At 33.9% G+C, this 15,314-nt stretch carries 12 protein-coding genes; 4 read left to right on the forward strand and 8 right to left on the reverse strand.

Translation table 11 applies throughout. The features are described from left to right. Positions 1-13: 13 nt before the first annotated feature. The 4 genes from FLAPXU55_RS04105 to rhaT all read right to left on the reverse strand — a co-directional run bounded on the left by FLAPXU55_RS04105 (position 14) and on the right by rhaT (position 6,313). Positions 14-1,375, reverse strand: a complete 1,362-nt coding sequence (locus tag FLAPXU55_RS04105; RefSeq protein ID WP_180856699.1) for an FGGY-family carbohydrate kinase — start codon at positions 1,373-1,375, stop codon at positions 14-16. A gap of 70 nt (positions 1,376-1,445) precedes the next feature. After that, complete coding sequence (locus FLAPXU55_RS04110; protein ID WP_180856700.1) at positions 1,446-2,720, reverse strand: TIM barrel protein; 1,275 nt, start codon at positions 2,718-2,720, stop codon at positions 1,446-1,448. 376 nt (positions 2,721-3,096) lie between these two features. Then, positions 3,097-5,238, reverse strand: coding sequence for a bifunctional aldolase/short-chain dehydrogenase (locus FLAPXU55_RS04115; RefSeq protein ID WP_180856701.1), 2,142 nt, complete (start codon positions 5,236-5,238; stop codon positions 3,097-3,099). 25 nt (positions 5,239-5,263) lie between these two features. Continuing rightward, positions 5,264-6,313: an L-rhamnose/proton symporter RhaT gene (rhaT, locus tag FLAPXU55_RS04120; protein ID WP_180856702.1), complete on the reverse strand. Its 1,050-nt coding sequence runs from the start codon at positions 6,311-6,313 to the stop codon at positions 5,264-5,266. Positions 6,314-6,696: 383 nt separating this feature from the next. Here rhaT and FLAPXU55_RS04125 point away from each other — a divergent pair, with 383 nt between their 5' ends. Continuing rightward, entirely contained in the window at positions 6,697-7,737 is a 1,041-nt protein-coding gene (locus tag FLAPXU55_RS04125) for a GntR family transcriptional regulator (protein WP_053471981.1), read from the forward strand. A 164-nt stretch (positions 7,738-7,901) separates the two neighbouring features. Here FLAPXU55_RS04125 and FLAPXU55_RS04130 read toward each other — a convergent pair whose 3' ends face one another. Then, positions 7,902-8,960: an NAD(P)-dependent alcohol dehydrogenase gene (locus FLAPXU55_RS04130; RefSeq protein WP_180856703.1), complete on the reverse strand. Its 1,059-nt coding sequence runs from the start codon at positions 8,958-8,960 to the stop codon at positions 7,902-7,904. Between the two features lie 254 nt (positions 8,961-9,214). Here FLAPXU55_RS04130 and FLAPXU55_RS04135 point away from each other — a divergent pair, with 254 nt between their 5' ends. The 3 genes from FLAPXU55_RS04135 to FLAPXU55_RS04145 all read left to right on the forward strand — a co-directional run bounded on the left by FLAPXU55_RS04135 (position 9,215) and on the right by FLAPXU55_RS04145 (position 12,507). After that, complete coding sequence (locus FLAPXU55_RS04135; protein WP_180856704.1) at positions 9,215-10,120, forward strand: helix-turn-helix domain-containing protein; 906 nt, start codon at positions 9,215-9,217, stop codon at positions 10,118-10,120. 105 nt (positions 10,121-10,225) lie between these two features. After that, a complete protein-coding gene (locus FLAPXU55_RS04140; RefSeq protein WP_219637241.1) occupies positions 10,226-11,128 on the forward strand; it encodes a hypothetical protein in 903 nt (300 codons plus the stop codon). A 68-nt stretch (positions 11,129-11,196) separates the two neighbouring features. After that, complete coding sequence (locus tag FLAPXU55_RS04145) at positions 11,197-12,507, forward strand: hypothetical protein (protein WP_180856705.1); 1,311 nt, start codon at positions 11,197-11,199, stop codon at positions 12,505-12,507. Between the two features lie 107 nt (positions 12,508-12,614). On the opposite strand, the gene FLAPXU55_RS04150 is transcribed toward FLAPXU55_RS04145, so the two are convergent. The 3 genes from FLAPXU55_RS04150 to FLAPXU55_RS04160 form a co-directional block, all read right to left on the reverse strand. Next, positions 12,615-12,791 carry a histone H1 gene (locus FLAPXU55_RS04150; protein ID WP_026729959.1) on the reverse strand — a complete coding sequence of 59 codons (177 nt, stop codon included), beginning with the start codon at positions 12,789-12,791 and terminating at the stop codon, positions 12,615-12,617. Between the two features lie 392 nt (positions 12,792-13,183). After that, a complete protein-coding gene (locus FLAPXU55_RS04155) occupies positions 13,184-14,479 on the reverse strand; it encodes a DUF4861 domain-containing protein (protein ID WP_180856706.1) in 1,296 nt (431 codons plus the stop codon). A gap of 43 nt (positions 14,480-14,522) precedes the next feature. Then, positions 14,523-15,263: a rhamnogalacturonan acetylesterase gene (locus FLAPXU55_RS04160; RefSeq protein ID WP_180856707.1), complete on the reverse strand. Its 741-nt coding sequence runs from the start codon at positions 15,261-15,263 to the stop codon at positions 14,523-14,525. Positions 15,264-15,314 lie beyond the last annotated feature (51 nt).

The following is a 15,314-nucleotide window of genomic DNA, read 5'->3' on the forward strand; positions in this document are numbered from 1 at the left end:
CTGCGTTATTATGTTAATGCTTATAAAATTTCAAATCAATCAAATCATTCTGGATTGGTTTAGGATTCCAGTTTTGGTGAATGGCCAAAGCTGCTCCTAAAGCACTTGCCTGTGCCATTGATGCGGCATAAACTTCTACATCCGGGAAAGCTTCGGCTAATAAATTCATATAAATGGAATTTTTACTGAAACCTCCGTCTACAAATATCTTTTTTACAGGGCTGTTATGAATGACTAAGTTAGTTGAAAAAACCTGCTGTTCTACCAAATCTAACATTAATTGATGATAGGCCGTTTCGTAATTTTTGAATGTTGAAAGGTCTCTTTTTTGAAAAGGGCATTCTTTCAGAATATCAAAATTGTATTTTTTAGGATAAATGATTTGAAAGTTTAATGCGCGTAAATTTGAAACAACATTTTTATCAAAATAAACGTCTTTGTATGTATCAACCGGAACGTTAAAATGTTCTGCTAAACGTTTGGTTTGTACTTCGTGTTCGTTTCCTGCAAAAAGTCTTGCGGCTTTTACAGGCTTTTCTGTGTATTGTAAATAACACAAACAATCGTTTTGTAACTCTTCAAAAGTCAACGGTTTATTATTGAACGGGTTCAAGGAAATACTCCAGGTTCCTGTCGATAATAAAACGAAAGGTTCGGTAAAGTTTATGGTATACGGAATTATCGCCGATGAACTATCGTGAAGTCCAGCGCCTACTGCTAAACCGTCTTTTGTTTTGACAACATCTTTTCCGTAATAAAACGACGGAATTTTACCTGAAATGCCTTCACTTTTTATCCATTTGTGGTATTTCATTTTTTTGAAATTCCAAAGATTGGTATGACAGCCAACGCTTGTAATATCGGCGTAAGCTTCATTGGTTAAAAGAAAACTCAGAAATTGCGGAAGGTGTAAACAATATTGCACCTTTTTAAACAAGTCCGGCTTTTCTTCTTTTAAACGGTAAATCTGCATTCCTGAATTTAAGCTTCCCAAAACGGGAGAAGCTGTTTTTACGGCAAATGCTTCTTTTCCTTTGTATTTTTTATAGAAGTCGTTTTTTAAATCCTCCGGATAATCTTTTAAATAATTATACAGAGGAGTTAAAACTTTTCCTTCTTTATCAATGTAGACAAAACTAGCACCGTAAGTACTGAAATTGATGGCTTTTAAAATATAATTGGTTAAAGCTTTAATTTCTGATAAACGCTCAAAAATCCAGTTTTTAAGCACTTCTATATCTTCGCAGGGAAAACCATCTTCGTCGACAGTTTCGTCAAAATTGACTGATTTCTCCCAAACAATTCTATAATTTTCATCAAATAAAAATACCTTTTTGTTTGTTTTACCAATATCAAAAATTGCAACTACATTCATTTTTTTAATTGTAAATTGTGAGTTGTGAATTGTGAATTACAGATATTAACTTATAATTCAAAACTCATAATTATAATCCCGTAGCTAATGTTTTTAATCCTCTTTCTCCAATAAGATTTTTTCTAACAGAAAGACTTCTGTATAATTCTACAGGATTTAAAGCTGCTCCTGAACGTAAACGAGCTTCGGCAACAAGAGCGCGAACGTCTGTACGGAAAGCGTTTTGAAGAATTTCCTGTGCTTTTACTACATCATTTTCCTGTTGTGCTTGTTCTAATGCTTTTCTGTCTACAGAAAGTGCTTGTGCGTAAGCAATCATAATGGCTTCTACAGATTGTAATAAATCTTCTAACGGATCTTTGATGTTGTGCGATGCGTCGATCATCCAGCCTAAATCTTTGGCGTGGTTCATTCCTCTTGCGTCCATTCCTTCAACTAATTCATTGAAGATCAAGAATAACTGATATGGTTTTAATGCTCCGGCAGTTAAATCGTCGTCACCGTATTTTGAATCATTAAAGTGGAATCCGCCCAGTTTGTTTTCCATTAATAATAAGGAAACGATCTGTTCGATATTAGCGTTTGGTAAATGATGTCCTAAATCAACTAAGGTTTGTGCTTTGTCTCCTAATTTTTTTACGTAAGAATATGATTGTCCCCAGTCTGCAACAGTTGTAGAATAAAAGTTAGGTTCGGCACATTTGTATTCTAAAAATAGTTTCCAGTTTGAAGGTAATGCATCGTAGATTTCTTCTAAACTTTCTAAGGTATTTTGGTACGCTTTACGGAAGTTTAATTGCCCAGGAAAGTTAGAACCGTCAGCTAACCAAACGGTTAATGACTCTGATCCTAATTCGATTCCGTGTTTAATTACTTCAATATTGTGTGCAATTGCCTGTTTGCGAACGGCCTTATTTACGTTTTGTAATGAACCGTATTTGTATGTATGTTCTGCATCTGCCTGATCCTGAAATGTATTCGAGTTCATGGCGTCAAACTTTAAATTGTGCTGCGATGCTAATGTTTTGATTGCTTTATAATCTTGTGGAATATCCCACGGAATATGAAGCGAAATGGCTCCTGAAGCATTGTTTAATTTATGAAGCAACCCAACATCTTCGATTTTTTCTTCGATTGAACGTGGTTCTCCGCCTCCTGCAAAACGTCCGAATCTTGTTCCTCCTGTTCCTAATGCCCAAGATGGAATTGCGATTTGAAAATCGATTAGTTTTTTAATAATCGACTCTGTATTATCAATTTCTGATGCTGTAAAAACAAGTTTGTTTTGGTGTTTTTTTAATAATCCCTCGTTATGAGATTCGATGTGGTTTGATCCGATTAACATAGTTATTGATATTTTAATAGAGTCACAATATATGAATTTTATCCGTTTGCGTTTATTTTTCTAACACATAGAAACATAGTTTTTCTTTACGTTCAAAGGCGTTTCACTTGCATTAACAAACATAGCTCTGTGTGATGACTTGTCATCTTTTTAATCTTTACTCAAGAAAAAAAATCTATGTTTCTATGTGTTTAAAAAACTTCTGCTGATTAATTTATATAATCTAAACTCTGGTTTAACTTTACTATTTTATGGTAATTGGTCTGCTTATAAAAATGGATTGTCTAAAAAAATCTAACGTTCGAAAGAATTCGAACGCTAGACCACAAAAAACCACTTTTGCTTAAACAAACTTATAAAAAAACTTAAATATTTTTTATCTATAAAAGCCCATTGCAACGCCGCCGTCTACGTTTAAGGCATTTCCTGTCGATTTGTTCAGGAAACCTCCAACAAACGCAAAACAAGCATTTGCGATATCATCCGGCAATATGATTTCATTCAATAACGTACGTTTTGCATAGTAAGCCGGTAATTCTTCTACCGTGATTCCGTATGCTTTTGCACGACCTTCTGCCCATCCGCCAGACCAAATGTTTGAATCTGAAATTACGGCATCAGGATTTACGGTGTTTACACGAATTTTATCGGCTCCTAATTCAGCAGCCATTAAACGTGTTAAATGCGCCTGAGCAGCTTTTGCAGAACCGTAACCTGGATTATTTGGGCCGGCTACCACTGCGTTTTTAGAAACAATGTTTACAATATCCCCTCCAAAACCTTGTTTGCGCATTACTTCGATTCCGGCTTTAGAAACAATAAATTGTCCTTTTACCAAAATATCATATAATCTGTCCCACTCTTCAAGAGTATGTTCTGCAATAGATTTTGAAATACTGATTCCTGCATTGTTCACAATAATATCAGCACCTCCAAAAGCTATAGAAGCTTGGTCAAAAGCTAATTCTGTGCTTTTTTCATCCGTAACATTTAATAAAGTGCTTGAAACTGCATCTTTACCAAAAGCTTTTATAAATTCAGCTGTTGCGCCTTCTAAACGCTCTTCGTTGATATCGTTGATTACTACACAAGCACCTTCCTGAGCAAATTTCTTAGCGATAGCTTTTCCAATTCCGCCCGCAGAACCTGTAATTACAGCTACTCTTCCAGACAATGCTTTTGGTTTTGGCATACGCTGTAATTTAGCTTCTTCTAACAACCAATATTCGATATCAAATGCTTCCTGATGCGGCAGTGAAGTATATTCTGAAACGGCTTCTGCACCTTTCATTACATTTACGGCATTGATATAATATTCTGATGCCAAACGCGCCATCGTTTTATCTTTTGCAAAAGTGAACATTCCTACTCCCGGATATAAAATTACCACCGGATTTGGGTCACGCATTGCAGGTGAATTTGATTTCTTGCAGGCATTGTAATAATCTTTGTACATAGCACGGTAAGCTTCAAAAGCAGGAGCTAATTTTGCTTTTACCGCATCAACATCTGATAAATCTTCGTTTGGATCTAATGTTAAAACCAGCGGACTGATTTTTGTTCTTAAAAAGTGATCCGGACAAGATGTTCCTAATGGAGCTAATTTTGATAAATCATTAGAGTTAATGAATTCCAATACTCTTGCATCATCTGTATATTGTCCAATCATTTGACGCTCTGATGAACAGAAACCTCTTAAAATCGGGGCTACTTTTGCTGCTTTTAGTTTACGGTCTGCTTCTGGAAGGCTTTCGATTTTTTGACCTCCAAAAACCGGACGTTTTTTACCGTAGTTATTTTCTAAATATTCAGCACATTTCTCGATTACTTCCAGCGTATTGATATAACTTTCGTATGCAGTATCTCCCCAGGTAAAAAGACCGTGAGAACCTAACATGATCCCGCGTAGTTTTTTTCCTTTTTTAGCAGCTTCTTCTAAACAGCTTCTTAATTGAAGCCCTAAGTCAAAGCCCGGGCGCTGCCAGCCTACCCAGCCAATTTCTCCGTCAAATAATTCTTCAGTGATTTTTGCTCCGTCTTTTGCAGCAGCGATTGCAATTGCCGCATCTGGGTGCAGGTGATCAATATGTTTGAATGGTAAAAAACCATGCAAAGGCGTATCGATAGATGGTGCTTTTGATGCCAGATCGAAAATACAATGATTGAATAATTCTACCATTTCATCTTCAAACTCGATTCCTTTGTAAACATTTTCAAGATTACGTAATCTGTCTAAATACAATGCTGCACAGCCAGATTTTGTCAATGTACCAATATCTCCTCCAGAACCTTTAATCCACATAACTTCTGAACTTGCTCCTGTTAAGGGATCTTTGTCTGTAATTTTTACAGAAGTATTTCCTCCTCCATAGTTAGTCAATCTTAAATCGGCTCCTAAAAGGTTCGAACGATAAATGAAAAGCGCTACTTCATCTCCTGCTAATGCTGCTGCTTTAGCTTCATCCCAAAGATAGCTCACATGCTTAAAATTCATATTTTTTGTATTTGTATTTGACATTGTTATCATATATTTTTTCAAGTATTTACAAAGAATTCCCAATTCCGACTAAAATGATCGAAAGCATTATCAATCCGATTCCCCAGATAAAAGTCCTGAATGTTTTTTGCGAAACACCCTGCCACTCTTTCAAATAGAATCCCCAAAAATTTGCTGTTAAAATAATAGTTGCCATATGCAGAATCCATGAGCTTGCCCCGTTTCCTAATTTGCTTTCGCCCATTCCGTAAAAGAAAAACTGCAAAAACCACATTGTACCGGCAAGTGCTGAAAAAAGCACATTTTTTGTAATTGGAGTTGCTTTATTGGTATAATCTCCAATCGTTTTATTTTTAAAATTTAAATAGATACACCAGATAAAATTGGTGGTTAAACCTCCCCAAAGCAAAACAATATAGGTTACATTATTTTGAAATAATGGGTTACAGCCATTTATTACTGCCTGTTCTGCCATTGGTTTTCCGGCTTCGATTCCGTAGTTAAAAAAAGAACTTAAAATTCCAGAAATTACCGCAATGATTAAACCTTTTACAAGACTGAAATCTTTGTCTTTATCTTCGTGACCAACAGCAAAATCTTTTTCTTTTAAGATTCCCGCTTTTCCAGAAATTGCAATTCCCAAAAGGCAGACAGCAACACCTAGTAAAACCAATCGTCCGCCAGAACTTGCCAGCATTTCACTAAACGAAATTTTACCTTCTGTTGGATATAAATCATAATATATAGAAGGAACTAAAGCTCCAAATGCAGAACAGAACCCTAAAATGATCGAATTTCCAAGTGACATTCCTAAATAACGAACGCCAAGACCGTATGTTAATCCTCCAATTCCCCAAATCAGTCCCATTGAAAAAGTAAAGGTTTTGATGGCAGGTGACGCTGTTACAATAATTTCAGTAAAATTTGGAATCGTTAAATAGGCAGCAATTGGCGGTACAATTAACCAGGAAAAAAATCCGCCTACAAGCCAGTAGCTTTCCCAAGCCCAATCTTTAACTTTTTTAAAAGGCATATAAAAACTACCTGAAGAAAATCCTCCGATAGAATGAAAAATGATTCCTAATAATGATTCCATTTAATAATTTGTTTGTGGTTAATTGCGATAGTTAATTTCGTTTTGTAAAATAATATAATGTAAAAAAGAAAACTGTCCTGTACTATCCTTTATGATTCGTGTATTTTTTGTTAAAAGTGCGCATTAATTGCAAAGATCAATGCAATTGTATTGGAAAAATAAATTTAAAAACGCTACTTTAGCAATCGATTTCGTAATTATTATTTCCTCTAGTTGATATAACACCCTGAAAATAAAGAGTACTTTTATTTTATAGTTATTGTTTGTAAGGAAAGTAGTAAAATCAATATATGAAGCAGTTTTTAGGATTGTTTTTTATAAAATTATAATTAAAAAAAATTGTTTCATGCCCCAAAACCTGAAACAGATTGCAAAATAGCAGCATGATTAAATTAATTAAAATAGATGAAGATTCGAGGGTTCCAAAATACAAACAAATTGTTGACTCGATTTTGCAGAATATTGCTAACGGAAATTTAAAAATCAACCAAAAAATTCCTTCTATAAACAGTTTCAGTGAAGAGTTTTATATGTCACGCGATACGGTTGAAAAAGCATACAATATTTTAAAGGAAAGAAAAATCATTTCTTCGATTAGAGGAAAAGGATATTATATTACCCGAACAAAACTGGAATCGAAAGTAAATATTTTGTTCTTGTTTAATAAACTGAGCGCTTATAAAATGAAAACCTACAGCTCGTTTATTGATACGCTTGGTGCTAATGCGCATACTGATCTTCATATTTACCATTGTGACGAAACGCTGTTTTTAAATTTACTGGATAAGTTTGAAGGGGCTTATGATTATTATGTTATTACAACGCATTTTAAAACAGATGAATTAAAACATTTGAGTTTTACGGATGAAGTTGCCAAAGCGATTCAGAGAATTCCGGAAGAGAAACTGGTTTTAATGGATAATATCAAACTTTCGCATGAAGGTGAAATCATTAAAATTTATCAGGATTTTGAAAATGACATTTACAATGCACTGAAAGAAGGCTTAACAAAAATCACCAAATACAAAAGATTAATTTTAGTTTATCCTGATAAAGCTGTTTATCCGTATCCGAGAAGAATTCTGCATGGTTTTAGAAAATTTTGTGTGGAACACGAAATCAACTTTGAGATTCTTAGTGAAGTTTATGATGATATGATTCTTAAAAAAGGGGACTTATTTATTACTATTGAAGAATCTGATCTGGTGAATTTAATGAAACAGATTCGGGATGAAGAATATGTTTTAGGGAAAGATATCGGCGTAATCTCTTATAATGATACGCCATTAAAAGAATTACTGGGCATAACCGTAATGTCTACCGATTTTAATATTATGGGAGAAACTGCTGCCAGAATGATTTTGAATAAAGAAAAAGGGCAGTTTAAGGTTCCTTTTAATTTTATTGATAGAAATTCTATTTAAGGGAGGTTCAAAGGTGCAGAGGCTCAGAGGTTCAAAGGTTTTTTCTTTAGGTTTTGAGATTCTGAGATGCTAAGGTTCTAAGTTTTTTTGCAGACGTTTAAAATAAAAAATCTGCAATAAGTTTTTTTCTCATTGCAGATGATTAGATACTTTATTTAATGCTTTTATAAAGTTGCCATGTCGATTACGAAACGGTATTTTACATCATTTTTTAGCATTCTTTCATAGGCTGTGGTGATGTCTTTGATGTCGATTAATTCGATGTCTGCAACAATATTATGTTCGGCACAAAAGTTTAGCATTTCCTGAGTTTCAGCTATTCCGCCACAGGCAGATCCAACAATACTTTTGCGTCCGCCTAATAATGAAAAAGCACCTAAAGCTCCATCCAGATGAATTCCTTCTACCGGAACGCCTACGCAAATATGAACTCCGTCGATATTAAGTAAAGACAGATAAAAGTTAAAATCGTGGTCTGCTGCCACTGTATCTACAATAAAGTCGAAAGATCCTTTTACTTTTTCAACTTGCTCTGCATCTTTCGTTACTACAAAATGATGAGCACCCAATCTTTTTGCATCAACTTCTTTTTGTGGAGAAGTACTCAAAATAGTAACTTCAGCTCCCAGAGCAACTGCAAATTTTACAGCCATGTGTCCAAGTCCGCCCAAGCCAAGAACGGCAACCTTATGTCCTTTACCTATTTTCCAGTGTTTTAATGGCGAATAGGTTGTGATTCCTGCACACAACAAAGGCGCAGTTGCTGCTAAGTCTAGTGTTTCAGGAATGTGCACGGTAAAGTTTTCATGGGTTACAATAGAATTAGAATAACCTCCATATGTTGGTTTTCCGTCACCAAATTTGTCAAGACCGTTATAAGTAGGCACAACACCTTCGCTGCAATACTGCTCTAATCCGTCCTGACAGTGTCCGCATTCTCCGCATGAATTAACCATTGTACCAATTCCGGCAAGATCGCCTATTTTAAATCCTTTAACGTGATCTCCCACTTTTGTGATACGTCCTACTATTTCGTGGCCGGGAACCATTGGGAAAATTCCCGGAAACCATTCATTGTTAATTTGTGCAAGATCTGAGTGGCAGACTCCACAATATAAAATTTCGATTTGTACGTCATGTGCCCCAACTTCCCTTCTCTCGAAATTCCATGGAGCCAGCGTTTCATTTGCACTTTGTGCCGCATATCCTTTTACTGCAATCATTGTTTATAGGTTTAGTGTTATAATCGTTGCAAAGTTATTGGCAGCACCTATCATCAAAGATGTGTTTATCAAATAGAAAGCTGAAAAAATCAAATATGTCAAACAGCAAACGTTTCTTTGATTTTTACAGCTTTCTATTTGATATTACCAATTTACTTGTATTCGATTTTATACCTTTGTACTATATTTACATAAAGCAATTTTAAGGCTATAAGTATCTGTTAAAAAAGCGATTAGAATAATTTTGGAATTAAATGAAGGAAATTGATTTACATAAGGATCTCAAAAATGACAGCAGGGTTTTTATGCCCGGATTGTTTGATAAAGACATCAAAAATTTTAATGTGCTTTACATAAAACACAATACAGATGACAAATTTAATTGCAAGCCTTTCAACAGGAAATCACTCTATAAAATAAGTTTATTAAAAGGCAGAACCAAGCTGTATTATGCTGACAAAACAATGGAGTCTGATTGTGCTTTATTATTCACTAATCCTAATATTCCTTATTCCTGGGAACATATTGATTCTGAGCAGTCTTCTTATTTTTGCATTTTTACCGATGAGTTTTTTGACCAATTTGTAAATATCAAAGATTATCCGGTTTACAAACCTGGCAATGTTCCGCTTTTTCATTTAAATGAGGAGCAATATGTTCAGTTTGAAAATATCTTCAAACAGATGCTGCACGAAATTACTTTGGAATTCAGCTATAAATACGATTCGCTTCGAGCCATGCTGCTTCAGCTTATTCTTACCGCATTAAAACTGGAACCGGCGGCCTATCAGCGATATAATGACTCAAATGGTTCCCAAAGAATAAGTTCTATTTTTATGGAACTCCTGGAAAGACAATTTCCTATCGAATCACATATGCAGCGAATGGAATTTCGTTACCCAACTGAATTTGCACATCAATTATCCATACATGTTAATCACTTGAATCACGCTTTAAAGCAGGTAACAGGAAAAACGACTACACAGCTTATAGCCGAAAGAATTATGCAGGAAGCAAGAAGCCTTCTTCAGCATACGGATTGGAATATCTCTGAGATTGCGTGGTGTCTGGGTTTTGATGATCTTCCTCATTTTATCAATTTTTTCAAAAGAAGCCAGCAATTAACTCCAAAAATCTACCGCAGAGAAAGCAATATTTGATTTTTTCAGCTTAAACCACATTTCTTTTTAATAGTTTTGATGTATTAAAATCAGATTTCCAGATCTTATTTTGCATCCAAAACAAAAACTTCTATTTCATCATCAATGATACAAAACTACCTTACGGCTATTCTCTGCTTATTTTTATCGCTTAAAACATTTGGTCAGACCACAAATCAGCATGCCAGTAAACGGGTTTTAAATGCTCCCGAAAGTGTCTATAAAAAATTTCGCGATGCCGGAATGAATCCTGTAAATCACGAATTGACTGAAAATGAAAGAGCAAAGGTTGAAAAAGCATTCTCTTTTTTACCGCCTCTGCATCAGAAAATCTTAAAGGCAAATTTGCATAGTATTAGTTTTATGGATAACATGCCTAATACTGCCCTTACATCTCCTGTTGAAAATCAAGATAGTTTGAAAGTATTTAATATTACTTTTCGGGCTGGTATACTCAACGAAACAATTTCTCAATGGGCTACTGCAAAAGAGCTTATTTGCTATGATCGCTCCACAAATCCCGATTATGAAATCCGTATCGAAGCCGGTGAAATGGATGCGTTTCTTTATGTGCTGCTTCATGAGGCTACGCATGTTGTTGACGCCGTCCTTAAACTAACGCCGCATCCTCTTGAGAAAGATACTCTAATGGAACCAACAGTTTTTACAGAATCTATTTGGTACAAAATGAATATTCCTGTGGAAAAATTCATTGATCCATTACTAGAAAAAACTCGTTTTAGAGGTGGCAGTCCGTTACCTGTAGAAGTGGCACCCGAAATATACGCAAAGCTGCAAAAAACGCCTTTCCCTTCTTTATACGCAATGGCAAGCTGGTTTGAAGATATTGCCGAACTGGAAACAATTTATCATCTAACACAAAAAATGAATCAGCCGTTTTATATCACAGTTAAAAAAAATAATGCCGAAATATTTCACTTCGAACCTCTAAAAAATGACTTTGTAAAAAGCCGATTGAAACAACTGACTGTTTTTTACGAAGTTTAACCAAATAAAAAGCATACCAATCCCAACCTTTTTACAATTTATTATATCATTATAATAAAAGTAAGTCTATGAAAAATATAGTTTATGTATTGCTGATTCTATCTTGTATCCTTTTTAATTCCTGCAAAGCAAAATTAAAATATTACCCTTTTTCAGATACGCCTTATTCTATATTTATGAAAGGTACTAAAAGCGGTGTAATGGTTACTTCTACCAAACAAGTTCTTATTCCGCCAAACTATGAGGCAATAGATCGGTATTTGGTTGGTGAAACTTACCCGCCAACATCAAAGCAGATTTTTTATATTGGATATTCTCCGCTAGACACGATTACCTGGAATTCCAAAAGTTTTCTATTTAATGTAAATGGCAAGCTGCTATATACTTTTGATGAAGGTGAAAGTATAAAATCACTTTTTCACTATAATAAACAGCTTTACCTTATAACTAAAAAACAATTTTTAGGTGAACCAACAATTCCCGAGCAGACCAATCTTATAAAATTTGATGACAAATTACTTCGTTTAGATGATAATAAAGCGATTGAAATTTGTAGTTATCCTGTAATAACACATCTTGATAAAAATATGATTTATCTTAATAGCGACAATCAATTTGGATATTTCGATCTCAATACAGATAAAAAGATTTTATTAAAATTATATAAAGATTTTCAAAGCTATTTATATGTAAAAAAGAAAAATGAAATTTGGGCACAGAAAAGCAATTCAGAAACCGGAAAACCAAATCCATATTATGATACCGTTATTGACAGTACATTAAATATAAAACCTAATACTGCCAAAAATGTGCTAATGGCTTATGATAAATATTATTTTTCTGAAACTGAAAAAGGGATTCAGATTGTTGATTTTGATGGAACTGCTGCACCTTTTGCCTATCCTTTTCTTGAACCTGTAAAAAACAGAGTTGCTTTTTATATCAATACTTTTGGCAGAGAAGCAATTACAGATAAACTTTTTACTTTTTCACCTCGAAAAGAAGGAGATATAATAGGTATTATAGATCAAAGCGGAAAAATTATCCTGCCTGCCGAATTTAATCTAATAGCGATGCAGGAAATACATTATTATTATCAGCCAAGTGAGGAGTTACGAAATTTTTTCAAGGAAAATAAATTATTAAACTTTTACTATTTTACGGTTAAAAACGAAGATACCCATGATGTATATGCTTTGTACAATCAAGAAGGTCAGGAAATCATAAAATTAAAAGAAGACAAAAAAGATCGTTGGACGTATCAGTTTGATTTAATGGAACAAAATCGACTGCAAATTAAGTTTCAATGCAGTAATAAAACTAAAATATATGATTTAAAAACCAAAGAATTAATTGCTGTTGGGCCAAGGCAATGGTAAGTTTTTTTTAGAGGTAATAAGATGCTAAGATTCTGAGATACTAAGGTTTTTAAAACCTATATATTAAAGCAAAAAAAACCTCGCCAGTTGACGAGGTTTTAGTTGTATTATTTTTTTGATTCTTCGATAGAAACTTTTCTGAACTCTTTTAAAAGTTTTTCGATTTCTAAAGTAGCTTTACGTGCTCTTGGTCCTGCAGCTTTGATACCTTTTTCAGTTAAAGATTCAGCTTCTGCTTTGAATGTGTCAATTTCGGCGTTGATTTTTACTAATAGATCTTTCATGCTTATAATTATTAAATTAAGGCGCAAAAATAGAAGTTTGATTGATAGTTACAACATATTTGCTGTTAAAATTATCATTGTTTTTTACTCTTTAAATTAACCTAAAATTTACGAATCACATTTTGCTAAATCATCTTTCCGCAACAAACTATTAATCAGACAATTATTATCAAAACAAAATTTAAGAGCTTATTTAGACATGTTTTAAAATAGGTTTATAAAAAATAAAATGATTTTTAAAGTATAAGATTTTCGCTTAAATTTTTATTTCACCACTGAGAATGTGTGGAATTTTTCCCCAATTGATTGTCTATTTAAAGGCAGAACTTCAAAATACAAGTCAAATATTATGATTTTGTTATTATATATCTTAAATGACGTTGATATCAAACTTATTTTATACTTATCTTAATTTTAGCCGAAAGCTGCTTTGCCAAATTGGTTACATAATTGGTGAAGTAAACAGAATCCTTAAAGTTTGCATCTGCACTTAATTCCCATCCCGCTATTGGATAATAACTAATTTCTTCTTTGTTCTTTGTTTTCAGTTTTATTAAATAAGAATCTGTCAGCTGTCCTGTTTTTGGTGCTTCAATATATCCTTTGTAAACATTTTTCGGAACAATAACAGCAGTTCCTAAAATCCATTGACGTTCATAGGTCAATTTATCATGTTGTATAAAACACACAAAATCTCCAGCTTCAATTACCTGCAGCGGGTTTTGGTTGTTAAGATTAGAAAGTGTAACAAGCAGCATTTCGTTTCCTTTTAAACCATTCAGCGAAACTGTATTTTTATAACCATACATTCCCGGCCAGATTGAAGTGGTTTCCTGTGCCTGATATTTATTTCCCGAAGCTTCCCAATTTTGATACCTATAACTTAAAACCGAATTAACCGGGCCTTCACTAACAATTTTAAAAGTTGTTTTTTCGATATTATTTAAAGTGTCAGCAGCAAGTATTCCCAGTCTGTTGATTTTATTGTCATTAGTCAATAAGGCAAATCCTCCTAAACCAGCCGAATTTCCAACAGGAAAAATATCTCTTCCCCAGTCGTACATTACATGATAATTGTCTTCAACGGCGCCTTTGCTGTTAATTCCAACATCTTCCGGCGTTATTCCCGGCAATTTTTTCCCAAAGACATCTTTTGAGTTTCTGCCATCTAAATAATGCCTGAAACCTACTTTATCATTTTCCCAGGTTGGTCCGTCCGTTTGGTATTTTTGATAACCTAATTTTTTATGAACCTGATCTGCCATCAAAATTTCCTGAGTATCTGGATGAACGGGAAGGTTCTTCCCTTCTCTTTTTCCAAATCGCACACTTGTTTTTATTGGATATTTAGGATCTTTCTGCGACCAATTGAGCAGTATTGTTTTTTCTTCATTTGGAGAAAAATTGGTTACAAAAAAAAGTTCATCCCATTTTCCGTCACCGTCTAAGTCATTAACCTGAGCAGGAATTGTATCGTTCTTAAAAAGTAATACAGGATAAGTTCCTAAATCTTTATTTAATGTAATCTGATTTCTTTTTACAGTAATCGCTTTTTGAAATAATTCGATATTAGATATGTTTTTTAAAACAATCTTATTTTCTTTAGAGCGTTTTTGCTGCGCTTGACACGATGCAAAAATTAGTACCGAAAATGCTGTCGATGCGTAAAATTTAATTGTGCTTTTCATTCTTTTTATTTTAAACCCATTCAGGCATTTGAAATTAATTTATTTATCTGATTCCTTTTTTAAGGTTTTCTAAAGTTTTATCATCTAAAACTTTAATTTGATTTACTACTATTTGTGCAATCGTTTTGGCACCTAATAAAGAAAGATGCGTATCATCTGCCTTATCTTTATCATAATAGGCATTTTCACCTGCTTTAAAATGCAAATGCAGTTGTTTTGATTTTTCTGGCCCGTAAGACTGTTCTAAAACTTCGGTATAATATTCTAAATCAATTAAAGGCACTTTATATTCCTGCGCCGTTAAACGGGTTTCTAAAGGATAATCTCCATGCGTGGGAACTAATACTCCTTTTTCATTAAAGTTACGTCTAGCAATTGAAGTTAACAAAATAGGGATTGCTCCTTTTTCCCTGCTTTCTTTTACAAAACGAATTAAGTTATATCTATACGCAGTATGCGGGTTAGTGTAACGGGTCGAATCTTCTATTTTTTCATCGTTATGTCCAAATTGTATAAAGACATAATCGCCTTTCTTTAGTTTTTTATAAATGGAATCCCAGCGTTTTTCGTTAATAAAACTTTTTGTGCTTCGGCCATTTACAGCTTTGTTAACCACAACGATATCGTCTTTAAAAAAAGGCTGTAAAACTTGTGCCCAGCCATGCTCTGGATTACGCTCCGGATCTTTTTTGTTTGCCATTGTCGAATCGCCAATACAATACACTGCTGTTTTTTGTGCGAAACAAGCTGATGTGATTAGTACTAAGATTAAGATGTATTTCATTTTAGATTTTAGATTTTAGATTTTAGATTTTAGATTTTAGATTTTGAAATG

Origin of the sequence: Flavobacterium panici, assembly GCF_903819335.1 — a bacterium.
GTDB classification, from domain to species: Bacteria; Bacteroidota; Bacteroidia; order Flavobacteriales; family Flavobacteriaceae; genus Flavobacterium; species Flavobacterium panici.